The sequence below is a fragment of the Shewanella sp. 10N.286.51.B8 genome (genome assembly GCF_041469325.1).
Lineage (GTDB): Bacteria > Pseudomonadota > Gammaproteobacteria > Enterobacterales > Shewanellaceae > Shewanella.
The window spans coordinates 1-25,516 of the sequence record NZ_JBFRKG010000052.1 but is presented as its reverse complement, the minus strand read 5'-3'; the positions used below and the strand labels follow the sequence as shown (position 1 = coordinate 25,516).

At 43.2% G+C, this 25,516-nt stretch carries 17 protein-coding genes, 1 other RNA gene and 1 pseudogene; 9 read left to right on the top strand and 10 right to left on the bottom strand.

Annotated features, from left to right (window positions below; translation table 11 throughout):
- Nucleotides 1-112: 112 nt before the first annotated feature.
- Complete coding sequence (locus AB4160_RS17725; protein WP_303445499.1) at nt 113-2,146, bottom strand: TonB-dependent copper receptor; 2,034 nt, start codon at nt 2,144-2,146, stop codon at nt 113-115.
- Between the two features lie 238 nt (nt 2,147-2,384).
- Here AB4160_RS17725 and AB4160_RS17720 point away from each other — a divergent pair.
- The 4 genes and pseudogenes from AB4160_RS17720 to AB4160_RS17705 all read left to right on the top strand — a co-directional run.
- Nucleotides 2,385-2,522 (top strand): annotated as a pseudogene (locus AB4160_RS17720) (type IV pilin protein); the annotation flags it as partial.
- Nucleotides 2,523-2,762: 240 nt separating this feature from the next.
- On the top strand, nt 2,763-3,737 hold the full coding sequence (locus AB4160_RS17715; protein WP_102520870.1) for a methylenetetrahydrofolate reductase: 975 nt from the start codon (nt 2,763-2,765) through the stop codon (nt 3,735-3,737).
- 474 nt (nt 3,738-4,211) lie between these two features.
- Nucleotides 4,212-5,279 carry a B12-binding domain-containing protein gene (locus tag AB4160_RS17710; RefSeq protein ID WP_102476666.1) on the top strand — a complete coding sequence of 356 codons (1,068 nt, stop codon included), beginning with the start codon at nt 4,212-4,214 and terminating at the stop codon, nt 5,277-5,279.
- The gene (locus AB4160_RS17705) at nt 5,279-6,205 is read left to right on the top strand and encodes a GGDEF domain-containing protein (RefSeq protein WP_372005724.1); all 927 of its coding nucleotides are present in this window, start codon (nt 5,279-5,281) and stop codon (nt 6,203-6,205) included. The genes AB4160_RS17710 and AB4160_RS17705 overlap by 1 nt, the downstream gene beginning before the upstream one ends.
- 148 nt (nt 6,206-6,353) lie before the next feature.
- On the opposite strand, the gene AB4160_RS17700 is transcribed toward AB4160_RS17705, so the two are convergent.
- A complete protein-coding gene (locus AB4160_RS17700) occupies nt 6,354-7,934 on the bottom strand; it encodes an isocitrate lyase (protein ID WP_372005721.1) in 1,581 nt (526 codons plus the stop codon).
- A gap of 110 nt (nt 7,935-8,044) precedes the next feature.
- On the opposite strand from AB4160_RS17700, the gene AB4160_RS17695 reads away from it, so the two are divergent.
- The 3 genes from AB4160_RS17695 (at nt 8,045) to AB4160_RS17685 (ending at nt 13,293) form a co-directional block, all read left to right on the top strand.
- The gene (locus AB4160_RS17695) at nt 8,045-8,995 is read left to right on the top strand and encodes a LysR family transcriptional regulator (RefSeq protein WP_102435682.1); all 951 of its coding nucleotides are present in this window, start codon (nt 8,045-8,047) and stop codon (nt 8,993-8,995) included.
- Nucleotides 8,996-9,212: 217 nt separating this feature from the next.
- Complete coding sequence (locus tag AB4160_RS17690) at nt 9,213-11,402, top strand: malate synthase G (RefSeq protein WP_372005719.1); 2,190 nt, start codon at nt 9,213-9,215, stop codon at nt 11,400-11,402.
- A gap of 325 nt (nt 11,403-11,727) precedes the next feature.
- Nucleotides 11,728-13,293, top strand: coding sequence for a hypothetical protein (locus AB4160_RS17685; RefSeq protein ID WP_372005716.1), 1,566 nt, complete (start codon nt 11,728-11,730; stop codon nt 13,291-13,293).
- Nucleotides 13,294-13,344: 51 nt separating this feature from the next.
- On the opposite strand, the gene AB4160_RS17680 is transcribed toward AB4160_RS17685, so the two are convergent.
- The 8 genes from AB4160_RS17680 to AB4160_RS17645 form a co-directional block, all read right to left on the bottom strand.
- Nucleotides 13,345-14,148, bottom strand: a complete 804-nt coding sequence (locus AB4160_RS17680) for a helix-turn-helix transcriptional regulator (protein WP_372001761.1) — start codon at nt 14,146-14,148, stop codon at nt 13,345-13,347.
- Between the two features lie 475 nt (nt 14,149-14,623).
- Nucleotides 14,624-15,601, bottom strand: a complete 978-nt coding sequence (locus AB4160_RS17675; protein WP_372005749.1) for a transposase — start codon at nt 15,599-15,601, stop codon at nt 14,624-14,626.
- A 364-nt stretch (nt 15,602-15,965) separates the two neighbouring features.
- Nucleotides 15,966-18,869, bottom strand: coding sequence for an aminomethyl-transferring glycine dehydrogenase (gene gcvP / locus AB4160_RS17670; protein ID WP_372005714.1), 2,904 nt, complete (start codon nt 18,867-18,869; stop codon nt 15,966-15,968).
- A gap of 175 nt (nt 18,870-19,044) precedes the next feature.
- Nucleotides 19,045-19,434, bottom strand: a complete 390-nt coding sequence (gcvH, locus tag AB4160_RS17665; RefSeq protein ID WP_076539644.1) for a glycine cleavage system protein GcvH — start codon at nt 19,432-19,434, stop codon at nt 19,045-19,047.
- A gap of 127 nt (nt 19,435-19,561) precedes the next feature.
- Nucleotides 19,562-20,656 (bottom strand): glycine cleavage system aminomethyltransferase GcvT, encoded by a 1,095-nt coding sequence (gene gcvT, locus AB4160_RS17660; RefSeq protein ID WP_372005712.1) that lies wholly within the window; start codon nt 20,654-20,656, stop codon nt 19,562-19,564.
- Nucleotides 20,657-20,885: 229 nt separating this feature from the next.
- Complete coding sequence (locus AB4160_RS17655; protein ID WP_372005710.1) at nt 20,886-22,097, bottom strand: FAD-dependent oxidoreductase; 1,212 nt, start codon at nt 22,095-22,097, stop codon at nt 20,886-20,888.
- A gap of 58 nt (nt 22,098-22,155) precedes the next feature.
- The gene (ubiH, locus tag AB4160_RS17650; RefSeq protein WP_372005747.1) at nt 22,156-23,391 is read right to left on the bottom strand and encodes a 2-octaprenyl-6-methoxyphenyl hydroxylase; all 1,236 of its coding nucleotides are present in this window, start codon (nt 23,389-23,391) and stop codon (nt 22,156-22,158) included.
- A 290-nt stretch (nt 23,392-23,681) separates the two neighbouring features.
- On the bottom strand, nt 23,682-24,257 hold the full coding sequence (locus tag AB4160_RS17645; protein WP_102435706.1) for a UPF0149 family protein: 576 nt from the start codon (nt 24,255-24,257) through the stop codon (nt 23,682-23,684).
- Nucleotides 24,258-24,826: 569 nt separating this feature from the next.
- On the opposite strand from AB4160_RS17645, the gene zapA reads away from it, so the two are divergent.
- Nucleotides 24,827-25,135 (top strand): cell division protein ZapA, encoded by a 309-nt coding sequence (gene zapA, locus AB4160_RS17640; protein ID WP_076539654.1) that lies wholly within the window; start codon nt 24,827-24,829, stop codon nt 25,133-25,135.
- 61 nt (nt 25,136-25,196) lie between these two features.
- Nucleotides 25,197-25,379, top strand: a non-coding RNA gene (gene ssrS / locus AB4160_RS17635) — 6S RNA.
- Nucleotides 25,380-25,516 lie beyond the last annotated feature (137 nt).

Genomic DNA, 25,516 nt, shown 5'->3' with positions numbered 1-25,516 from the left:
TTGTAGCTAGGGACAAGTTTGTCGGCGGCTGTATCAGGCATTAAAGCAGAGGTTTCACCCAAAGTGGGCAATGATGCAGGCTTATTAAATGTAACAAGCCTGCCGGTTTTTATTAAAAATTGTAATCAAGTTTTACCCAAGCGGTTCGACCCGGCTCATTAACTTGAAATAGTGGTGAACTACCAGGAATGTCATTACCCGCTCCAGAGCGACTAACATGTTCGGCATAGGTAATATCAAATAAGTTCTCAATACCAAAACTCACTAAAATATCATCATGCTTCCAAGAGCCATTGATGGCCAATGTGCCAAAACCACTGCTTTCAGCCAGATCTTGTCCTGAGATATTACCTTGACCAATTGCGACTCTATCTTGCGCCGCAACCATCCGCCAAAATAACCCAGCGGTCCAATTTTCAGCTTCATAATTCACTGAAATACGACCCTCTAAAGGGGATATTTGCCCTAGTGGTGTATTGTCAGTGTCATTCTCACCATGGCTATAACTGACGGTGGTTTGCGCCGACCATTGATCAGTAAATGGATATAGCAGGCCTAATTCGCCGCCCCAAATCGTTGCATCAATATTGTAAGCTGCGGTCTTGGCAGTATTAGCATCAATTAAGATGTAGTCTGCCACTTTGCCGTAATAAAACGCCGTGGATATTTCAATATCGTCTTGATAAATCCAGCCAACATCAAGCTGGGTGGTTTTTTCAGCATCTAAATCAAATGCCTTAAGTGACAAATCATTATTGTCTGCCTTCATGAACTCCCAATAGTCAGGAATACGTTGGGCATGGCCGCCGCCAATATAATATTGGCTTTTATCAGTCTCAAACTCGTAGCGAACAAAGCCACTGAATAAGTCATCATCACGGCTGCCTTGCTGGGCCACATATAAACTGGTTTGCCATTGATCCATTCTTAGCCCCGTCAAGATTTTACCTTGGTTAAGCTGATAACTTGATTCAACAAATAAGCCGGTATTGATATAAGCCATGTCCTGCATAAAGGGTTTTGCTAATAAATCATCTAGGCCATTATCTTCAGCTTGATTGATGCTGCGTCCTTTGTGCTTACTGTCCATATAGTCAAGCCCGACAATGGTTTCCCATTTTTCATTGGCTGAAATATCAAACCATAAATGACCACCTGCGGTTTTTCGTCTGACATTAGTGCCTGCATTTACGCCGCGGTCAAACTGATCCATAACGTGATCGTTTTCATTACTATATAACTGAAAATCAATATTATTCAGCCAGTAAAAATCAACATCCTTTTGCAGCAGAAAGGTGACATTTTCATTATCGATCACACGAGCTTTATTGGTTCTGTCAGCGTACTCAGCCTCACCGCTTGAGCTGCCATAAGCAAGCTCAACCACGGTTGACTCGTCGGGGGTCCAACCTAAAGCAAAATTGTAATTATTACGGTCATAAAGGGATTGAATGGTGGTACCATCACCGTCTTGATAATGATCGCTTTTAGACTTATTAGCATCAAAATCAATGTAATGGGTTTCAGTACCTGCTTTTATTTCGACTAAGTAATCTTCACGGCCAAAACTGCCACCGGTTACGCTGGCGCGACCTTCAAGGCTTTTCTCACTAAAGCTATGGCGATCTTTTTCAAATAATACCGTCCCTGCGGAACCTACTGGGCCATATTTTACTGTTTGTGGGCCTTTAATCACTGTAATGGCATCATAGGCTTCTGGATAAATATAAGCTGTTGGCGGATCCATACGTCCGCCACAGGTGCCATAAACATGCTGGCCATCATCAACAATACTGATGCGTGAACCGCCCATGCCTCTTAAAGAAGGGTCGCCACCTGCGCCGCCTTTTCTGGCGATACTAAAACCGGGGATGGTTTTTAAGTAACCTGCACCGTCATAAGCGGGCAGCGGTAATCTGGGCTTTTTGGGATCGGTGACAACTTTGGCAGGATCGCGCATTAACTCCCCAGTCACCACAAGGTAGTCATCACAGCTTTTATTATCGCAGTGCTGCTTGTGTTTTTTTTCTTGGGTGGTTTCAACAGCCTGAGTGTCTGTGGGATTAGCCTCAGTGGCTTGAACGAAGGAAGTGGGTAAAAAACCTAAAGCGACAGCGATAGAAATCATCAATTTAGAGCGGTACATAAACAGTCCTATGACAAACCTATAATATTTGTGCGGACATTTATAAATTAACCAGAACAGGTTTCAACTTAAAACCAACAAACTGCGACACTATGTCACAGGCTAATTAAAGGGAGGTCAAAAATACTAAACTCTTATAAATAAAAAACCTTTTATTCAAGTAGATAAGTAGGGGTAGCAGCCCATTTGAAATAACATCGCTGCCAAATAATAAACTGAATAAATGGATTTTTGAGCCATGGCGCTTAACCATAATAAGGGTTTTACCTTAATTGAGCTCGTAGTCGTTATCATTATTCTTGCCATTCTAGCGGTTACTGCCGCACCTAAATTCATCAATTTATCAACCGATGCCAGAATTGCGGCATTAAACGGCGCAGCGATAACTCAATAAAGTCACCTCCTCAGCCAAGTACATTAACCACAACTAATAGGGAAAATGTGACTCTGCTTGCTCTATATTCAAACCCACAGACAGATAAAATCATCTGAGTTAAAACTTATCGCCGACTAATTTAAGTGGTTATTAATTATTTCAAAAAATACCCTTTTTCGGCCTTAACAAGGGTCAAAATTTAAGACACAATGGAGATAACATCCATCTAGACGGCTAAACATGAAAAAATCATTAAAACAGCGTTCATCCGATCATCACCGTGGGATCTATTTTATTGGTACAACCCCACCAAAAATCGATACTGATTTTGAATCGGTCAGTATTATCGCTGATAAATTGTTAGCTCGCCTTGATGAGATAAACTTTGATGGTTTGATCATCTACGATATTCAGGATGAAACCAGCCGCATTGATACCCCAAGGCCTTTTCCCTTTAAAGCCACTCATGATTCTGGTACTTACGCTCAGCTAATCAATCAAAAGTCAGGCAAGCCAGTTATTGCTTATAAGAGCGTTGCCGGTCTTGATGAACAGGGCTTTAGTGAGTGGTTGTCCCGCGCTTGGTATCAAAATAATGTCAGAGACTTGGTATTAGTGGGATCGCCATCGACTCAGGTTGCAAGTTCATTACCATTAAATGACGCTTACCGCGTATTAGCGGCGCACTCTCAAGCGTTCTACCTGGGTGGCGTGGCCATTGCAGAGCGCCATTTAAGTAAAAAAAATGAACATATTCGCCTGTTAGGTAAATCAAACCAAGGCTGTGAATACTACATCACTCAGGCGGTGTATAACGCCCAAGCAACCATTGATATGTTAACCAGCTACGCCAAAGAATGTGCGTTAAACAATATCAAGCCTAATCGCATCATCCTGACATTTTCACCTTGCGGCAGTGCTAAAACTCTGGAGTTTATCAACTGGTTAGGTGTGTCGGTACCCGAAGCTACCAGCCAGCGTATTTTGTCGGCAGAAGATCCTCTGTATGAGTCAATTAAGATTAATCACAGTAACCTGCTGCAAATTTTGGCTGCTGTTATACCGCTTAATATCCCATTAGGGCTGAATATTGAAAGTTTAACTAACCGTAAAACTGAGATTGATGCCTCGATTTTGATGTACAAACTGCTAAAGGGCACCATGGATCAAGCCTTAGCCCAAAATCAAATTGATCAATTTGTGCTAAATAAATAGTCCTCAGCGATAAAATCTTGCCCTATGGTGTTAATAGCCGCCATAAGGCAAGCTTTCAGCGTCAAGCGCCAGTAACAAATGGCTTAGCCATAAGCGCTTATATTGACTCTAAAAAATCACATAAACCACAATTAAATATTGAAAAAAACCAATAATATCAGTTATTGTTGAATTAAATATGGGGGGATAACTGTAAATTAGCAGTAATGGTTAAAGGTCAAGTGTTAGCCTATAAGTCAGCAAGGTGCTTGCTAAGTCGAAGCATTAACCAACAGCGCTAAAGGCCCTCAGTTATCTCATCAACGCATTTCAAACAAAGGCACAGTCATCACTTAAACTTGCCTAATTTTTTACTACTTTTGCTTCAAAAAAAACCAGCAATGAGCTTTATTATGACTATAATAGCATTAGGTTTTGTCGACTTTTAACCTCGCGCATAAGTTCAATTTGTATCTGTTCAATTGAGGACTAACTATGGATAGCCAAAAACTCAATACACTACTTGCCACAGTGACTGACAATGCCATTAATGCATATTGTCAATTCGGTGAAGAAATGCTGGTAGAAATTAATCGCTGGATTTCAAAGCCCGAGCAAAGTCGTTTTTTAAATGGCAATTCGCTGGACTTATTAATCAATAATCACCGCAACCACCTTGGGTTTATCTCCCAGGTTATTGAATCCCGTGATGGAACCGCTTTAGTGAAAGCACTTCCCTGGGTCTATCAGGCTTATCATTCTCAAGGGGTGCCATTTCTCTACTTTAAAGAAGAACTAGAAAAATGGCAGCAATTGATTTTAAAGACAATTCCACCAATTGAGGCTGCACAATTAGTGCAAATATACGATTGGATGCTTAGGGCCCATGATGAGTGCTGTAGCCTAATAAAAGGCAACCGAGAAGAAGAGTTTATTGCAATGGATAACCCCTTTCTCCACTATATTATTACAGGTGATCACCGTAACGCCTACAGCTATGCATTCAATAAAGTCACTACATGGGAAGACTTTGAGCGTTTTTTTAATAATGAGGCTCAGCCCGCTCTCTATCAAATAGGTTTGCTTTGGCAAAATGGTGACGTATCAGTATCCACCGAACATTTAGCCACAGCCATTACCAATCGTGTGCTCACTGGGCTGCTAATGCACCTAGACCTTCCAGAAATAACTAAACCAAAGATATTGGTAACTTGCGCGGCATCTGAACAACACCAAATTGGCTCATGGATGGTTGCCACAGCGTTAGAAGCAAATGAATGGGATACAACCTATCTTGGTGCCGACGCACCTAAAGATGCCATTCTTGATTATATTACAAATGAGTCACCTAAAGCCGTAATCATCAGCGTTACCATGCCTTACAATATCAAAAAGGCTCGAGAGATCCTCCAAGAAATCGACGCCTTATACCCACATATTAAAACCATTGTAGGCGGTCAGGCGCTGTCTTTTTTCCATGAACCGCAAGAAGTGCTTAAAGCCGATTTCATCACCAGCGATTACAAAGAAGCGATTCAAAAGCTCAACACCTGGTTAGCTTAATGAATATCCCCAGTGAACTTGCAATAGATATCGCAGAAAATTCGCACGTATTGGCTATCGCTGAGTTTGCTTACGATGGCACATTAATCAGTCACAACCGGGGCTTTCACTTACTGTTTGCTATTTTTCTATCTGAAACAAACAATTGGCATGACTTTTTTGCCGGTGCCCCTCGAGTGACACAAATAAAAGACCTTGACTCAGATCCGCAACTACTTAAAACCACAAAAGGTGAAGGGCTTTTATGTTCGTTTCGTAAAATGGAGTCCTCGTTCTATTGTATTGCTGAAATGTTGGAGCTAAAAGATGAAAAGCTAATTGAAGAAATAAGCAGTCTTAGTAATCTAATGGCGCAACTCAATTTTCAGCTTCGTCGCGAAAAACGGCAACTTATTAAAGCCCAAAAAGACATAGAAAGAATTGCACGTGAAGACCCACTGACATCCTTGCTAAACCGACGAGCATTTTTTGACATCATGAATCCCAGGTTGTCGTCAGCCAAACGACAAAATATGGAGGTAACCCTGTTCTTTATTGATTTAGATTTTTTCAAATCGGTTAATGATAATTGGGGGCATAATATCGGAGATATACTACTTGTGGCGATAGCAAGTATGCTTAAAAAGACCCTTAGACTTGAAGATATTATTTCTCGCTTTGGAGGAGAAGAGTTTGTCGTTGTCCTTACAGGGCAATCGTTAACCGATTCGTTCATATTGGCTAACCGTATCCTAGAAAATTGCAGAGCGCTCAAAATTGCATCACTGGACAGAGTAAATACCCTTTCAATCGGCATTGCCCAGTGGGATAAAAACGAAGATATTAACAAACTGATTAAACGAGCAGATGATGCATGTTACATGGCGAAAAACAGTGGCAGAAATAAATACATTGCCTTAAGCCCTGAAACGGCAACAAGCCATTAATCATGGCTGCCCATGTTATTTTCAGAGACAGACCCAAGTGATTTAGTTCGGGAAATTAAAATATAAAAAAAGCCTGAAGCGATACTTCAGGCTTTTTGGTGTAAACGATAGCGAGTTTAACACTTGCTATCGTTTGTAAAACGAGTCGTTAAAACTGGTTCATTGTGTTGTCTTTACCTGACGCTTTAAGCGCTTGGTCACCAGAGAAGTACTCTTTATGTGCATCACCCATATCAGAACCTGCCATGTTTTGGTGTTTAACACAGGCAATACCTTGACGGATTTCCTTACGTTGAACATTAGCAACATAACCCAACATGCCTTGGTCACCGAAGTACTCTTTAGCCAAGTTATCAGTTGATAGTGCTGCGGTATGATAAGTTGGTAGCGTGATAAGGTGATGGAAAATACCCGCTTCACGTGCAGCATCAGCTTGGAAAGTACGAATTTTTTCATCAGCTTGAATAGCAAGCTCAGTTGTATCGTAATCAACACTCATCAATTGATCGCGGTTGTAAGCTGAAACGTCTTGTCCTGCTGCTTGCATTGCATCAAATACTTGCTGACGGAAGTTAAGTGTCCAGTTAAACGATGGTGAGTTGTTATACACAAGTTTAGCGTTAGGTATCACCTTACGGATTTCGTTAACCATGCCGCCGATTTGAGACACATGAGGCTTTTCAGTCTCAATCCACAATAAGTCAGCGCCATTTTGCAGTGAAGTAATACAATCAAGTACACAACGTTCTTCACCAGTACCCGCTCTAAACTGGAACAAACCATTTGGCAAGCGAGCAGGCTTAACGAGTTTGCCATCTTGCTGGAATACCACATCACCGTTGTTCAGTTTGGCAGCATCAACCGCTTCCACTTCAAGGAAACTATTGTATTTATCACCTAAGTCACCAGCTTCATTGGTTACGGCAATTTTTTGTGTTAGACCAGCACCTAGTGAATCGGTACGGGCAACAATCACACCGTCATCAATACCCAATTCTAAAAAGGCATAACGAACCGCATTAATTTTCGCTAGAAATTCAACATGGGGCACGGTCACTTTACCGTCTTGGTGGCCACACTGTTTAACATCAGACACTTGGTTTTCTAATTGAATACAACAAGCACCGGCTTCAATCATCTGCTTTGCCATCAAGTAAGTGGCTTCTTCGTTACCAAAACCTGCGTCAATATCAGCAATAATCGGTACAACATGGGTTTCGAAGTTATTAATTTTGTCTTGAATCGCCGCTTTTTCTGACTCGCTGGCATTATCTAATTGGCTGAACAGGCCACCCAATTCACGTGCGTCAGCTTGACGTAGAAAAGTGTATAGCTCTTTAATTAACGCAGCGACAGAGGTCTTTTCATGCATTGATTGGTCAGGTAATGGACCAAACTCACTGCGCAGTGCTGCAACCATCCAACCTGAAAGGTATAAGTAACGACGTTTGGTGGTTAAAAGATGCTTTTTAATAGAGATCATTTTTTGTTGGCCAATAAAACCATGCCAGCAACCTAGAGACTGAGTGTACTGCGATGAATCTTTATCGTAGTTATCCATGTCTTCACGCATAATCTTAGCAGTGTACTTTGCGATGTCTAACCCAGTTTTAAAGCGGTTCTGTAGACGCATACGAGCGACTGACTCTGGGTTGATGGCATTCCATGCACTACCTTCTGAATTAATCAAGGTAGCAGCTTCATCGATATTACTTCTATAGTTAGTCATGTGTATATTCCTTTAACAAATTGATTAGCGGCAAATGATTACGTTGAAAATAATAGTTAGATTTGGTTAAATAAGTCTAATTTATACTTACTATTTTCGGTATTCATCTTATGAATGTATCTCGTATCGACTTGAACCTCCTTGTTTATTTAGATGTTTTGCTACGTGAAAGAAATGTAACTAAAGCAGCTGACCAACTTGGTATTAGCCAGCCTGCAATGAGTAACGGCCTAAAACGCTTAAGAACCTTGTTTGATGATCCCTTACTTATTCGCACCAGTCAGGGCATGACGCCGACAGAACGTGCTAAAGAGTTGCAACCCATAATCAGTACCTTGATTATCGGGCTAGAAAAAGCCGTACAGCCTCGCGCCAAATTTGACCCACAAGAAAGTGACAAAGTCTTTCGAGTCATGGCTAGTGATTATGCTGAAGCGACCTTACTACCTCCGCTAATTGCAAAACTTCGGACTCAAGCACCCAACATTATTTTAGACATCATGACCCCAAGTGATGTCAGTTTCCCTGATGTAGAACAAGGAAGAGTCGATATGGTGATCAATCGATTCGACACTATTCCGCAATCATTTCACCAGAAAGTTTTGTGGAATGACGACTTCAGCTGCTTGATTAGTAAGACGAATCCAGTTTTACACAAGTTTTCTTTAGACAGTTATTTGCAAGCCAAACACGTGTGGGTGAGTAAAACCGGAATGGGCGTTGGTGTAGGGATGGATCCTGCTGATGTTCAGCGCTTAGGTTGGGTGGATGAAGCATTAACTCGAATTGGCGTAAAACGGCAAATCACGGTTTTTACTCGCCATTACCAAGCCGCGTGTTTGTTGGCTGAGCAACAGGATTTGATCGCAACCATACCAAGTAAGATGGCTCGTCATCACAACAATAATGATCGGGTGAGTATTGTTCCGCCGCCATTTATTATTCCACCCATTGCATTAACTATGGCTTGGAGCCCCTTGCTTCAACATAATCCAGCACATCAATGGATGCGCCAATTAATCACTAAAACGGCAGATGAAATAAATAGAGGCGACGTTTAATCTTGTTGTTATTTTGATTTTTAATTACTGATACGTTGCAAATTAACCAAAAAAGGGTGATTTACCATAGATTTGATGAATATTGGTGATAACAAGTATAAATTGGATAAATAAGCTTAATTTGATATAGAGTAAAGTCTTGCTGCGAATTAACGATTAATAATAGATTTGAGTGGTTTTTAAGTTCAGCGCACAGGAATTAAAGGTAGGGATAAACATGACAGCACGTATTCAAGTAGGTGGATTACAAGTAGCACAAGCATTGTGGCAACTGGTCGATAGTGACATTTGTCCAGGTACAGGCATTGATTCAGCAACTTTCTGGGCAAAATTTGAGGACATCATTACCGAATTTGCTCCCATTAATGTGGCCTTGTTAGAAAAAAGGCAGCAATTGCAGCAACAAATTGATCAATGGCATACAAAGCACCCAGCTAAAGACGTTAACCCAGACCAATACAAAGCTTTTCTATCCGAAATCGGCTACCTAGTGCCTGAGGGTGACGATTTTCAAATTAGCACTGAAAATGTCGATCATGAAATTGCAGCGCAAGCTGGGCCACAATTAGTTGTGCCAGTAAAAAATGCACGTTTTGCCCTTAACGCCGCCAATGCACGTTGGGGCAGTTTATATGATGCGCTATATGGTACTGATGCCATATCACAACAAGACGGCGCCGAGCTGACCAAACAGTACAACCCCATAAGGGGCAATAAAGTTATCGCATTTGCAAAACATCACTTAGATACCGCAGCCCCATTAGTGCAAGGCAGCCATGCTGATGTAACGCGGTATTATATTGATGCAGGCCAACTACGTATGCAGTTAACTGATGGCACAATCACAAGCTTAACCCAAGCACAAAAGTGTGTCGGTTACCAAGGTAGTGCAGATGCGCCCAGTGCGATTTTGCTGGTTAATAATGGTTTGCATATTGAGATCCAAATTGATCCAGACAGTGTTATTGGCAGCAGCGATAGTGCTGGCGTAAAAGACTTGTTAGTTGAAGCCGCTGTTACCACCATTATGGATTGCGAAGACTCTGTTGCGACGGTTGATGCTGAAGACAAAGTTGAAGTTTATCGCAATTGGTTAGGTTTGATGCAAGGTAACTTAGCTGCCTCACTGACTAAAAATGGTAAACAAATCCTTAGAGAGCTTAATGATGATAGGGTTTATACCGCTGCTAATGTTAATGCTAGTACAGACGCTAACACCGTAACGTTACCCGGCAGAAGCTTACTCTTTGTACGTAATGTTGGCCACTTGATGACGATTGATGCCGTACTAGATAAACATGGCAATGAAGTACCAGAAGGAATATTGGATGGCATGATCACTGTGCTTGCCGCTATGCATGACCTTAAAGGTAACAATAATGGTCGCAGTAATAGCCGCAAAGGATCGGTGAATATTGTCAAACCTAAAATGCATGGCCCAGAAGAAGTGCAATTTACTTGTAACTTATTTACCAAGATAGAAGATGCACTCAACCTCCCCCGTAATACCATTAAAGTCGGCATTATGGATGAAGAGCGCAGAACCACACTCAACTTAAAAGAGTGTATCAGGGTCGCGCAACAGCGCGTTGTCTTTATTAATACCGGCTTTCTTGACCGTACCGGTGACGAACTCCATACCTCAATGTTAGCGGGCGCCTTTGTCCCCAAATCTGTGATGAAGCAGCAAAAATGGATTAAGGCTTATGAAGACTGGAATGTCGATATTGGACTTGAATGTGGCTTACAAGGTCGCTCTCAGATTGGTAAGGGTATGTGGCCGATGCCAGATGAAATGGCTGCCATGCTAGAACAAAAAGTGGCTCACCCAAAAGCGGGGGCAAACACGGCTTGGGTACCATCGCCCAATGGTGCCGTACTGCATTCTATCCATTATCATCAAATAAATGTGGCGGAAGTTCAACAGCAACTTAAGCATCGTAAGCGTGCTAGCATCGATGACTTGTTGACGATTCCATTGCTTGATGACACGACAACATTAACCCAGCAACAAATTACCTTTGAGCTAGAAAATAATGCTCAGGGTATACTGGGCTATGTGGTGCGCTGGATTGACCAAGGCGTCGGTTGCTCGAAAGTACCTGATATTAATAATGTAGGTTTAATGGAAGACAGAGCGACTTTGCGGATCTCGTCGCAATACTTAGCTAATTGGCTTGAACATGGCTTATGCAGTGCAGAAGAAGTGATGGCGGCACTGAAAAAAATGGCTGCAGTGGTAGATGCTCAAAATGCAGGCGATCCACTGTACATTAATATGGCCCCTAATTTTGACGGCATAGCCTTTAAAGCGGCTTGCGACCTTATATTTAAAGGTAAATCGCAACCTTCTGGTTATACAGAGCCTTTGTTACATGCATACAGGATCCAAGCTAAAGCAGGTTAATCTTTAGCGTTAATACTGGCTCTGTGTTTATGTAGTCACTCAATCAATAAGCCCTGATCTTGCAAAGATTAGGGCTTTTTTGAATGTTCAAGTTGGGGGATGAGATTAAGCCTACGCTCACCTTAACGGCACCCACTTAGTGAAAGCCTAGGACAGTGTCAGATATTCAGCCACTTGGAGTAGGTGGCCGCATTGTTCAATATCTTCAACCAGTACAGTTTTTGTTTTAGAACATAAACCTCTTTTGAGTTATCCCCCCAACGGGGGATGCCTCTGTGACTCCCATATCGCATGCTGAACTTAGGCCAATAGAAAGGAGAGAATAATGAAAAACTTTATCAAGCTTAGCGTATCGGCCTTGGCTGTTGCGGGTGTATTAGCACTTAATGGTTGTGGTAGTGATAGTTCTACCACGCCACCAACTCCAGAGCCCCAACCAACCGTGTTGACGGGGATCTTTTCTGATAGTCCTGTGGCAGGCATCGGCTATGAGACAACAGATCACAGTGGGGTAACCGACGCTCAAGGACAGTTTAGTTATAACGAGGGAGAGGCTGTAGAGTTCTATATTGGGGCGACACGCTTCCCGAGTGTTATGGGGCAGGCTGAAGTCACACCGATGGATCTTTATCAAACGGAATCAGCCAATCATACCGGGGTAATTAATACCCTGCGATTACTGCAGTCGCTTGATACAGATAATGATCCCGACAACGGTATTCAGTTGGCAGAAGATATCCATGTAACTTTAGCGGGTCACGAAATAGATCCCACTGCCGACAACTTCGATGAGCAGGCAGAGCAAGCACTTGTCACATCAGGAGGGACAGCAGAAGAATTGGTTGATGCTGATGATGCATTGGCTCATTTTGGTCAGAGTCGTGCTTATCAATTGACAGATTTAACTGGGCAGTGGCATACGGTGTTCTTTACCACCCCTGTTGCTGGTACTTACTCTCAAGATGCCTTTAGTTATGCTGTTGAGGAATGGAGTGTCGATGCTGAGGCTAATGTCACTATGGTTGCCAAAGTCAAAAGTGATGGTGAATTAGACACGGATACTTTTAAAGCCGACCTTAGCAATACAGGGATGTTGAGCTTTGCTGAAGTTGAAAATCTTGATATGGGATTAAGCAGTCAAAAAGATAAGATAGCCAACTACTTTACCGAAGATAATGAGCAGGAGCTTGGGCTTTCAATCAAGTTAGCCGGGGATCAGCAGTTAAGCGACCTTGAAGGTATGTGGTGGGGAACCGGAATAGAAACGCCTGTAAGTGCTAACTTCAATCAGAATGAGTTTGGTGTTTGGCTCGATAAGGTCGTGGTTGATGCGCAAGGTAAAGCTGATATTACCGAGTTGACAGTGGGGAACAAACAAGCGGAATCAGAAGTTGAAACGGTTCAGTTTGCGATGGATGAGCTAGGCAAGATCACTATCGAGGATGACGACGAATCTGCTGTCACTTACCTGTCGCGTGGTAAAGATGTCATTTTACGCCATAGCTATAAAGATACCCGTCAAAATATGTCAGTATTGCTAAAGGCCAATATCGAACCATCTCTTGCTGACTTAGAGGGATTTTGGCGTCTTTATAACCTTCAGATGCCTGATGATGGCAGCATGAATGCCGATGGCTTTGGCTATTGGATTGTTGAATTGGATATTGATGCTGATGGGCTTGCTACTTGGAGTCATGTGGCGACTTCTGAAGATGAGACGTTAACAGAGCAATCTATGCAGATGCAGTTAGTTGATGGTCGATTTGTAGGTGAAGAAGATAACTGGCTGATGAACCAAGATAAAGACCTGATGGTCGTCGTCTCTCAGTGGGCGGAAGGAGATAATCAATTCTCAGCTTATGCGATTGCGATTAAGCAAATTAAACCATAATGCTGTTACTGTTGAAATAGTACTAAGCCTGCAGAGTGAAGCAGGCTTTTTTTATCTTATTTGCCCACTGTTAAAGCCAATGGTGACCAATAGTTGATTATGGTTATAGCGCCATAACAGCTGATTCTGATGTTTAGATCCTGTTTTGTGTAGAACACTTTTAATCTGGCTCTTTATGGTTTCTTTGCTGACTTGGCGTATACCTGCGATATCCGAACCTGAGTGACCGCAAATTAATAGGGTTAAAACTTGGTATTCTGCTGGAGTGAGCTTAACAGGACGTTGTTTAACAGGGATTGGAAAGTGTTCCTGACAACGACACAAGGCTTTATCTTGCTCGATATTCGCTAGTTGGTGAGCATGAAAGGCGCTCACCCATGGCTGCATAGAGTGGCCTAGTTTCTCATGTAATCGCCGAGTGCCTCCACTAAATACTTCATTAAGCGAATGAGCTGTAAACAATAAGTATAAGTGTTGGTTAACAGTCACCAGTAAGCTTAGAGTCGAGCGATAGTGAACATAGGGTAATAAACTCTCACAGCTGACTTCATCCGGAAGTTGATCGGGCTTGATCAGTTTCTCCATTATCTGCGAACTGTTTATCAAGCCTTTTTTTAGATAAGCATTAAAAAAAACATCGTGTCGCCAATGTTGCTGGTAAAACTGAATGTCTTTTTCTGATATTTCTGCTGACCAAGTGTGTAGTCGCTTTAAGCAGCTATCAATAATCGTAATGCTGGTTGCATCGGCCTGTAACGTTTCTGATAGATAGCTAAAGTCTTCGCCTTTAACCCCTGTTGTAGATATGTTTTCGATTAATTGATATTGCCAATTGGAAAACAGATCCCAATTCATAAAGCCTCCTTGCAAAGCTATCAAATATTTTAAATGTTAACGTTAACTTAACAAAGCTCGCAGAAGGTAAGTTGATTAAGATCAAAAAAACGGGTTAAGACCGAAGATAATGAATACAGCAGCTTACAAAATCAAAATCCAAGCCACCCATTATCAATCAATAACATAACGACCTTTTGGTATGCTCGCAAGTGAACTCACCTGATTGAGTAGTCGTTGGCTTTGCGAGTCTATTGCATGAGCAAGATTTGAAACAAATACATAGCCACCCATTATTTTGAAGTTATAACATAACGCCTTTCATTTTGAGTTGCTAACACCAACAATCATTTACTGAAGGGATGAACCCTGCCAAAGGACTGAAAATTTCATAATTAATCGCCAAAATTAAGTCATAAACTAAATTCAATCCAGCAGAAAAGCTTGATATCAATCAAGTGGGGAATACTTTTACTTGAAATTAAGAAATGATTTATTAAGCGCACAACCATCGCTGACAGTTAGCTGCACCTTGTCGCCGCTTGCGCTCTAGATGTTCACAATATTCAGTTAATGCAGGTAACGCCCCTACAGCTCCTTTAAATAATGCACCAAACTCAGTAGTGATTTTTAACCAGTTTTCAGCAGGAATATTCAATCTATTGAGAATATCCTGGCTACTCGCGCTTATGGCACCGCGTTTGTCATCACGAATAATCCGCCCTGTATCTTCAACCAGCACAATGTAATCTTTGACGCTAAACATCAAACCATTAGGCATATCCATACGTTCATTGCCCACAAAAGGCAGTAACTCCGCGGGTTGCTCACCTTTCATGGCTGAGTTGATCCGGCGCTGAATGCTGGTGTAATCGGAGCTTTCAGGGGCTGTAGTCATCTTGGCGCGGATAGGGTTTAAGTCCACATAGGCCATGCACGCAAGTACTGCAGCTTCATCTAATAATGCTTGGGATTTAAAGCGCCCTTCCCAAAATCGACTAGTGCAGTTATCTTCTTTATTGGCCATTCGGGCAATAGGTTCACACAGTGAGCGCATAAACCAACTGATATCAGTCAAGCGTAGGCGATATTGAGTGATACAGTCATTCACAGCCTGTAACTCAAATTCATTAAGCGCTTCACCTTTAACAAACTTATTGGTCAGCAATGTGCCTTTAAAGCCTTTATGCCATTGGATAAGCACTTCTTTATCAGACCATTTTTTGGCGGTATCGATATCCACTTTTAGCACCACATGTAAATGATTACTCATCACCGCATAAGCACAAATATCAATAGCAAAAATCGTCGCAAGCGCCAAGATACGAGAATCGACCCACTCGCGGCGATGCTCATAGTTATCACCAGAACTTGCATCAAAACCACATAGAAAGGCTTTACGCACCACTCTAGAACAGCAGTGGTAGTAAGGCGTATCTTCTAAGCTCACGAGTGTTTCCCTAGGTCTGGCCATCATCAATCACCGATTATTAAGCAATAACTAAAGCCTAGTTCAGTGTTGATAATTTAGCCACTTGGAGTGGGTGGCCATGTTATTATTGTATAAATAACAAGTAAGATTCAAACAATATCAACACTTTAATAAAATTAACCAGCCCACATCTAATATATTTGACTTATTAGGTTCCCAAAACAAAAAAAGCGACCCTAAGGTCGCTTTTTTAATGCTTCAAATTCCTACCAACCCAACAACACCATAATTGCGTCGCTGGCGATGATAAGACAAGGAAGCCGATGCTTTTAGCCACGGAGTTGACTGGTGTCAATGAGTAGCTAAAAGTGTCGGCAGACGCCGTATTATCAAGCCCAAGCAGCAATTATTCGTAGTCGCTAATAGGCACGCAACTACACATTAGGTTACGATCCCCATACACATCATCAATACGGTTAACCGTTGGCCAAAACTTATTCGCCTTAACCGCTGCTGATGGGAACACGGCTTCTTCACGGCTGTAAGGACGTGAATCAAACGCTGGGTCCATAATGTCTGCCATGGTATGTGGCGCATTGTGCAGTGGGTTGTTGTCTTGTGGCCATTCGCCTGACTCGACTTTAGCCACTTCATTGCGGATTGCTATCATGGCTTCAACGAAACGGTCTAGCTCTACTTTTGACTCTGACTCTGTTGGCTCAATCATTAAAGTACCTGCTACAGGGAAGCTCATGGTTGGGGCGTGGAAGCCGTAGTCATTTAGACGCTTAGCAATGTCCATCTCAGTGACGCCAGATGCTTCTTTAAGTGGACGCAAATCGATAATGCACTCGTGGGCTACGCGATCATTACGGCCAGTAAATAATACTGGGTAATGGGCCGACAGCTTCTTCATCACATAGTTAGCGTTAAGTAGCGCCATTTGGGTTGATTGCTTAACCCCTTTTGTGCCTAACAGCTTAATGTACATCCAGCTAATAGGTAGGATGCTAGCACTGCCGTATGGCGCGGCTGATACTGCGCCATTATGGTCGCTTTCGCGGCCTGGTTTGACAACTTTATGGCCTGCAACAAACGGCGCTAAATGCTTTTTAATGCCGATTGGGCCCATTCCTGGTCCGCCGCCGCCATGTGGAATAGCAAAGGTTTTGTGTAGGTTAAGGTGTGATACATCAGCGCCGATAAAGCCCGGTGATGTAAGACCTACTTGTGCGTTCATGTTAGCGCCATCAAGGTAAACTTGACCGCCATGTTGATGAACGATTTCACAGATTTCGCTGATTGATTCTTCATACACACCGTGGGTCGATGGGTAGGTGATCATAATGCACGATAAGTTATCAGCAAGCTCTGCCGCTTTCGCTTTTAAGTCTTCTAAATCAACGTTACCGTCTTTATCACAGGCTGTAACGACTACTTTCATGCCAGCAAGCTGGGCAGAAGCGGGGTTAGTACCGTGAGCAGATTGGGGGATTAAACAGATGTCTCTGTGCCCTTCGCTGCGTGACTCGTGATATTTCTTAATCGCTAACAGGCCAGCGTACTCGCCCTGCGCGCCAGAGTTTGGCTGAATACACACTTCGTCGTAGCCCGTAATGTTAACGAGAAAATCTGACAATTCGTTAATTAACTGAGTGTAACCTTGGGCTTGTTCAAGCGGGCAGAATGGGTGCATGTTGGCAAATTCAGGCCAGCTTACCGGTAGCATTTCAACGGCGGCGTTTAACTTCATGGTGCAAGAACCCAGCGAAATCATTGAGTGATTTAAGGCTAAATCTTTATTCTCAAGACGCTTGATGTAACGCATCATTTCAGTTTCGCTTTGGTAGCTACTAAATGTTGGGTGAGACAATATCTTGTCGTGACGGATGAGATGAGCAGGAATTGATCCCTCGCCTTCGCCAAAAGCAGCGCCGCCAATGATTTCAGCATCGAGTGTTGCTACATCTAGACCGTGGTCAGCACCTAAGATGACATCAAATAACTGAGCGATATCGTCACGGGTGGTGGTTTCGTCAAGGCTGATGCCGACGATACCGTCGTGGTCGATACGTAGGTTCATTTCAGCAGATAATGCACGTGCGTTAACCGCATCAACATCAAGGCCTGATAATGAAAGGGTGTCAAACCAAGTGCTGTTAACTAACTCAACGCCTTTGGCTTTTAGGCCGACGGCTAAGATGTCTGTTAAACGGTTAATACGGCTGGCGATATTTTTAAGGCCAACGGCGCCGTGGAATACCGCGTAAAACGACGCCATATTGGCTAATAAGATTTGCGCAGTACAAATGTTTGAGTTGGCTTTTTCGCGGCGGATATGTTGCTCACGAGTTTGCATCGCCATACGCAGGGCTTTATTACCGCGGGTATCTTTTGATACGCCAATAATACGACCTGGCATTGAACGTTTGTGTGCATCACGTGCAACGAAGAATGCCGCATGTGGTCCGCCGTAGCCCATTGGTACGCCAAAACGCTGAGCGCTACCAAATACGATATCTGCGCCCATTGAACCCGGTGACTTAAGCAGTACCAGTGACATGATGTCAGCAGCAACAGTCACAATCGCTTTCTTTTCAGCAAGCTTAGCGAACAGTTCAGTGTTGTCGGTGATTTCACCAAAACGGTTAGTGTACTGGAATAATGCGCCGAATAGCTCGTAGTTTGCGGCTTCGCTTGCTGGGCCAACGATAACTTCAAAACCAAAGCATTCTGCGCGAGTTTGCACTACGTCTAATGTTTGTGGGAATACGTCGTCTGCCACGAAAAAGATGTTGGCTTTTTTGGCTTTTGATACGCGCTTGGCCATGGCCATTGCTTCAGCGGCGGCGGTTGCTTCATCAAGTAATGATGCTGAGGCGAGATCAAGTCCAGTTAAGTCCATAGACACTTGTTGGAAGTTAAGAATGGCTTCTAAACGGCCTTGGGCGATTTCTGGCTGGTACGGGGTGTACGCTGTATACCAACCCGGATTTTCAAACACGTTTCGTAAAATGACATTGGGTACTTCTGTACCGTAGTAGCCCATACCGATATAGCTTTTAAAGACTTTGTTTTTGTCAGCTATGCCGCGGATGTAAGCGGTGCCTTCTGCTTCGCCACATGAATCACCAATGGTCAATTCTTGCGGTAAACGAATTGAACCAGGCACTGTTTGTGCGGTTAAGTCTTCGAGCGATTCTGCGCCAACAAAATTCAACATTTCTTGCTGTTGAGTTTGGCTTGGGCCGATATGACGGCTTAAAAACAATTCGTGTTGCTCTAATTGAGTTAGGGTCTGCTTTGTCATGAGAAATCGTGTTCCAAATCTGCCAGTATTTTGCGGTAGGGCATCAATAGCTGGTCTAGGAAAAAAATGTTGTAATGCAATACTTATACGCGGGACGTAAGGATCGCTAATGCCTTTAAATATTTAAAGGTAAAACAAAAGAAGCTCCCAAGGGAGCTTCTAGTAGCGTCGACGATTATTCTTCGTCAATCACTTCTTGGTAACCGTCAGCGTCTAACAAGTTAGCCACTTCAGCTTCGTCTGAAGGCTGAACTCGGAAGAACCAACCTTCGCCAAATGCTTCGCTGTTTACTAGCTCTGGTGAGTCTTCTAATGCTTCGTTTACGGCAATTACTTCACCTGAAATCGGTGCATAGATGTCTGATGCAGCTTTTACTGATTCAGCTACGGCGCAATCTTCACCGGCTGTCACTGTGTCGCCAACTTCTGGTAATTCAACGAATACCATGTCACCTAATAGCTCTTGTGCATGCTCAGTGATACCGACAGTGTAAGTGCCGTCTTCTTCTTTGCGGATCCACTCATGAGATGATGCATATTTAAGTTCAGCTGGAATGTTGCTCATTGTCGTAATTCCTATATCTATAAATTTAAAGCGTAATCGTTAGTGTTATTTAAGTGCTGGCTAACAACCTCATTAGCAACACTTTTATTATTCAGTGACTTCAATACAAGCATTTATAACACTTTGGTTAGAATGCCTGTTTACCATTTCTGACAAAGCTTGGCGCTATTACTTTAACAGCTACGCGCTTTTTACGCATTTCCACTTCAGCGGTATCGCTAATGCCTTGGGGTACTCTTGCCATGGCAATTGAGTAGCCTAAGGTTGGCGAGAATGTGCCGCTAGTAATTGAGCCTTGGTGCTCTAGGCCGTCTGCATCAGTAAAGAATACTGGCATGCCGTGACGCAGTACGCCTTTTTGTTCCATGACTAGGCCAACTAATTTGTCAGGTCCAGCGGCTTTAATAGCCGTTAATGCTTCGCGGCCAATAAAGTCGCGCTCGCTTGGTTCCCATGCGATAGTCCAGCCCATGTTAGCGGCTAATGGGTTAACGGTTTCATCCATATCTAAACCATAAAGGTTCATGCCTGCTTCTAAACGCAGGGTGTCACGTGCGCCTAGTCCACAAGGCTGTACGCCTGCTTCGAGTAGTGCTTGCCATAAGTTTTCAGCCTCTGCTTCAGGTACGATAATTTCGTAGCCAACTTCACCGGTGTAACCCGTGGTAGCAATAAACAGTGAACCTGCTTGCACGCCAAAGAATGGCTTCATGCCTTCAACGGCGGCGTTTTGCTCAGCGCTGAATACAGTGGCGGCTTTGGCTTTAGCGTTAGGGCCTTGAACGGCAATCATCGCCAGTTCAGGGCGCTCAGTAATCGTCACCTCAAAGCCTGCAGATTGTTTTTCCATCCATGCTAAATCTTTTACCCGAGTTGCTGAGTTAACCACAACGCGGTAATGGGTATCGCTAAGATAATAAGTGATAAGGTCGTCAATGACGCCAGCATTGTCATCTAACATGCCGCTGTATAGCGCCTTGCCAGCAACTTTAAGCTTAGCAATATCATTTGCTAATAATTTGCGTAGAAATGCACAAGCATCGGTACCCGTCACATCAACCACTGTCATGTGTGATACATCGAACATACCTGCGTTTTGACGCACAGCGTTATGTTCTTCGATTTGTGAACCGTAGTTAAGTGGCATGTCCCAACCGTGGAAGTCTACCATCTTGCCATTTGATTCTAAGTGCTTGTTAAAGAGTACAGTTTTATTAGCCATTATTATCTCTTTTTTATGAACCTTCTGAGGGTAAAACTAATGAAGGTATTTTATAAATGCGCCAAAATTATACCCACAGGGTTAATTTTGTATAGTAGGAAATTTTCTAATCTGAGACTTTGTCATTAGTTTAGCTAATGCGACTATAGGCGTTTTAATATCTTTATTTACGCCAACTCGGCCCATCCCCTGATATATAAGGATTTTTAGGCCGAATTAGCTAAAAAATTTAATCTCGACAAAGCTTAGGAAGTTTCACTTTATTGCCTATAGCCTGTTTGATGAACACTGTTTTTAGTCCTGCGACATTATCAACTAGGTTTAAACCCAGATCTCTAAAGGCTTTTTTAACTGGATTGCTACCGGAAAATAGTCTTTTAAACCCTTCCATTGCGCTAATCATTTCAATGGCATCAGCTTTTCGCCAGCGCTCAAGGGCGCGAAGGTTGGCGTAATCACCGAGATCTTTACCCGCTTCATGTAACTCGCTAACGGTTTCGATAATACTGGCCGCATCTAAAAAGCCTAAGTTAACCCCCTGACCTGCTAACGGATGGATTGTATGGGCGGCGTCACCGGCTAAAATCAAACGATGACGGGCAAAATGACGGGCATAACGCATCCGTAATGGGTGCGATTGGCGCGAGCTGACCAGTTCACAAATGCCTAAACGACCATCTGATGCTGCGGTTAAGGCTTTTGAAAACTCATCACTTGATAGCGCTAATAATTCTTTTGCTTGCTGGGGCGATACTGACCACACGATTGAGCATAAATTGTCTTCATACAATGGCAATAAAGCTAATGGGCCATCGGCTAAAAACACTTGGCGGGCGGTAGCATCGTGGGGCTCACTGGTGCGAATAGTGGCGACAATGGCGTGATGACCATAATCCCAAAAGGTTAATGGGATTTGGCATTGGCTACGCACCCAAGAATTGGCGCCGTCAGCGGCAATCACTAGGGCGGCGCTTAAGTTGTCGCCGTTATCTAGGGTAAGCCATGATTCACGCTCACCAAAGGCGATGCGCTCTAGTCGCTGACCTTCTAGGTGGGTGATGTCCGAGAGTTCAGCGGCGCGTTTTGCTAAGGCAAAGCTGATGGCTTGGTTTTCGATAATCGCCCCAAGGGATGGCTCGCTAATGCTGGCGGCATCAAAGGCAATTTTACCTAAACCGTCTTTGTCCCACACCGCCATTTTTGAATATGGGGTAGCGCGGGCGCTATCAATGTACTGCCAAGCACCTAAGTTGGTAAGTAGTCGCTCACTGGCTTTGTTAATGGCACTCACTCGAAGGCGTGGCTCACCTGACACAGCCTCTGTTTGGCCCGCATCAATCACCACAACGTTTAAGTTTGCCTCGGCTAAACCGATTGCCGTTGCCAAGCCAACCATACCACCGCCAACTATGGCTACATCATAGGTCTGAGTTTGAAACATGTTAATCCTTAATCTTCAATCGGTTTACTGAGATGCTTTATTACTGCACTTGCAATCTTTAGACGCTTTTCCAGCCCATGGCTTTATGGGCAATCGGCGCTTTAAGCGGCGGACACCATGACAATAATCTTAACCCTAAACTGCGCCCAGCCACTAGCGGCCAATACTGATTTGAGAAGCCACGCACTAAAAACTCAACATTGTTGATGGTGGCCATTCTATCTTGCTGTCTTGATGCAAGATAATGATGAATAAGCGAGCTGTGGCCAAGATCTAAACTTTCAATGCCAGCATCAATACTTGTATCAATACTGCTTTTAATGCTGGTTTCAATACTTGTTTCGACAGCATCAATTAATCCAACCACATCACGTAGACCTAGGTTAAAGCCTTGACCTGCAATGGGATGTAAAGTTTGCGCCGCATTGCCAATAAACACAGTGCGATGATAAATCGGTCTTGGCATGTAAGATAAGATTAATGGATAACTGACCCGTAAGCCGACATCAGTAAAGCGCCCGGCGCGATTGCCAAAAGCCTGTTGCAACGCGGCTAAAAAGTCGGCTTTGTCACAGTGTTTAAACTGCTGGGCTTGCTCAGCATCTAGCGCCCACACTAATGACAGCCGAGTTTTACCATTTATTGGCGCCATGGGTAATAAGGCTAATGGGCCAGTATCAGTGAAACGCTCATAGGCCCAACTATTGTGAGGTTTATCAGTTTGGACATTGGCCACCAGCGCCACTTGTTCAAATTCAACTTGAGTCACATCTTGTTTTAACGCTTGGCGCACTTTGGAGTGAGCACCATCTGCAGCCACTAACAACTTGCTGCGAATTTGCTGGCCGTTATCAAGGGTTATCGTGTGACCATCCATATCGGTTTCAAGCTGAGTTAGGCTTGCTGGGCAGTGCAATTTAATATCCGCTTGTTGAAGTTGATCAAACAAGACTTTACCGACTTTCGCTAGCTCAACCACTTGCCCCATTGATGGCAGGCCAAATTGCTCAGCGTTAAGCTCGGTCATGCCAAAGTGACCGCGATCTGAGATATGAATATTTTCAATATCGCTGCCAAGGCTGGCGATACTTGGCCAGATCCCTAACTGAGTTAACTCAAATACTGAGCCATGGGCAATGGCGATTGAACGCGAGTCAAACCCTGGGTGATTATCATCAGTTTTTTGCGCTTCAATTAAGGCGATAGATAAAGGACGATTTAAAAGACCTGCATGTTTAGCGGATAATTTTTCTGATAATTTTGCTAAACCCAGCGCTAAACTGGCACCAGCCATAGCGCCGCCAACAATAGTGATATCCACCTGTTGTGGTGGCTGTTGTGGTGGCTGTGGTAATTGGGCACTTGCCTGTTTGCTATCTGTCTTCGCGTTTAACTCAGTCATAAAGCCTGTTCTTATTGTTTTTGTTAATTATGATATGAATTGAATATTGTTATGATGGTATTGCTATTGGCCATGTAGCTAGTTCAGCTCTGGTTCGTGTTCTGGCTGAGCTCAAGTATCTGTGATGCCAGAGGACTTTTCACCCCGAGCCAACACGGCCCAAGGCGAAAGCTACATTCTAATTAGTGCAGCGGCGCTAATGGGGATTCTTCATCTAATGGCATTTCAGGGCCAAACTCTGAGTAACATAAAATAGCCGCCATTCTGACAAACTCGTGCAACTCGATAAATGCAGCTTCTGATTCATCATCATCGCTGACATCAAATTCCACTTGAGCAATAGCGCCTAAATCTTGGATAATTTCGCGCACATCAGTTGATGCGCCGTTAAGCTTTGGCTGAATAAGCGCAATAGCGGTTAAGTAGCTTTGTACCCATAGGGCTAAGCACTCTAAGCGCAAGCTGAGTAGCTCTTCTTCTTCTGGTAATAACGGCGTAAAACCAAATTCAGCATCGCTTAAGCGAGTCGCTGTGTCTTGGAATAATTCATTAATAAGTTGTTGCAGTTCAGTGCTGACTGCTTGACCGTCATTCATCAATTCAAGTAATGGCTTTTGCCAAGCTAATTTTGCTTGATCTACCCCACCACAAATTAAACCAACTAATGCGCCATGCACCTCAACAGGATGCTGACCAATTTCAGCTGAATCTAACGCTTGTTTTAGTTTTTCAATACATAAAGAAGGAGGGGTTGCCATGATATTGTTCCAGTTATATTCGATCAGATGCAATGCTAGCAGAGTTAATAACTGCCACCAAATTGTTCATTGCGATTTGCTAAGTATAATAGCAAATTGACCAAAGCTTCACTAACCCCGCCGCTATAAAGCTAAAGCTGATATAAACTGTCTTGTCTATAACGCAATCAACTAAGCGTTTTGCACCAAAGCGAGTATTCTTAAACGGTAAACTGTTCGATGCCATTAATTTGTAAAAATAGAAATGACGATTGTAACGCCTATTGCAATGACGGCTTGTATTAGCCTTGAGCTAGGCGCTTAACGAGTTATCCTGCCTGACGTGTAGGGAACGTGTAGAGAGTTTAGCCATAATTATGTTTTAAGATTAATTATGCTCAGACAACAAGCAAATAATCGTAAAGGCGGCGAGTTACCTTGCACTTTTAATAGTAGCGCTATATAGTCCGCAAATAGACTAATACCGTTATCAACTGTGGTAAAAGCGTAATGCTAAGGCGTTATCGCGAGGTAAGTCGTTAACCTGCTACAATTTTTATTTTTCGACAAATAAGGATCTTCAGCGAAGCATGAGTAATAGTGCTATTGATATCTCCCTGTTAGGGCGCACCTACTCGATTAATTGTCCTAAGGGACAAGAGGATGCTTTGCGTGCGATTGCCAAGGGTGTCGAGCAGCAGCTTTCTACATTAAAAACACGTACCAACAATTTGAGTCGCGAAGAATTAGCCATTATGGCCGCGTTAAATATTGGTCATGAGTTGTATGAAGAGCAGCAAAAAAATCAGCAGTATATGGCGCAAATGGATGAGCGTATCTCGTTATTACAATCAACGTTAGAAAACTCGTTGCTTGAACGAACCACCAAGAAAGGTTAACAATTTTAGAATTATGTACTGCCGCTAGTAATGGCTAACGGTACCTGGTTCAACCCTGTTTTGCTCCCTGGGATATTCGCTTGTAGGTTATGTCCCTGTGCCGATATTTACAAACCCAGGGTGAATGCTTTCATTGACATTGCGTATGCTCGGCTCGTATCGAGAAACCTTAGGATATGAACATTTTCCCGCCTTGAACCTACGGTTCAAGGGCTGCACCGACGGTCGGTATTCTGGGGAGCAATTTAATTTAAAACAAACCACCTCAATGGTGGTTTTTTTATGGCCAAAATTAGCGCTTAGCTACTCACCCGCCAAGCCCTTAATCATCCAAGCAATTAACCATCCAAGCCCTTAACCATCCAAGCCCTTAACCATCCA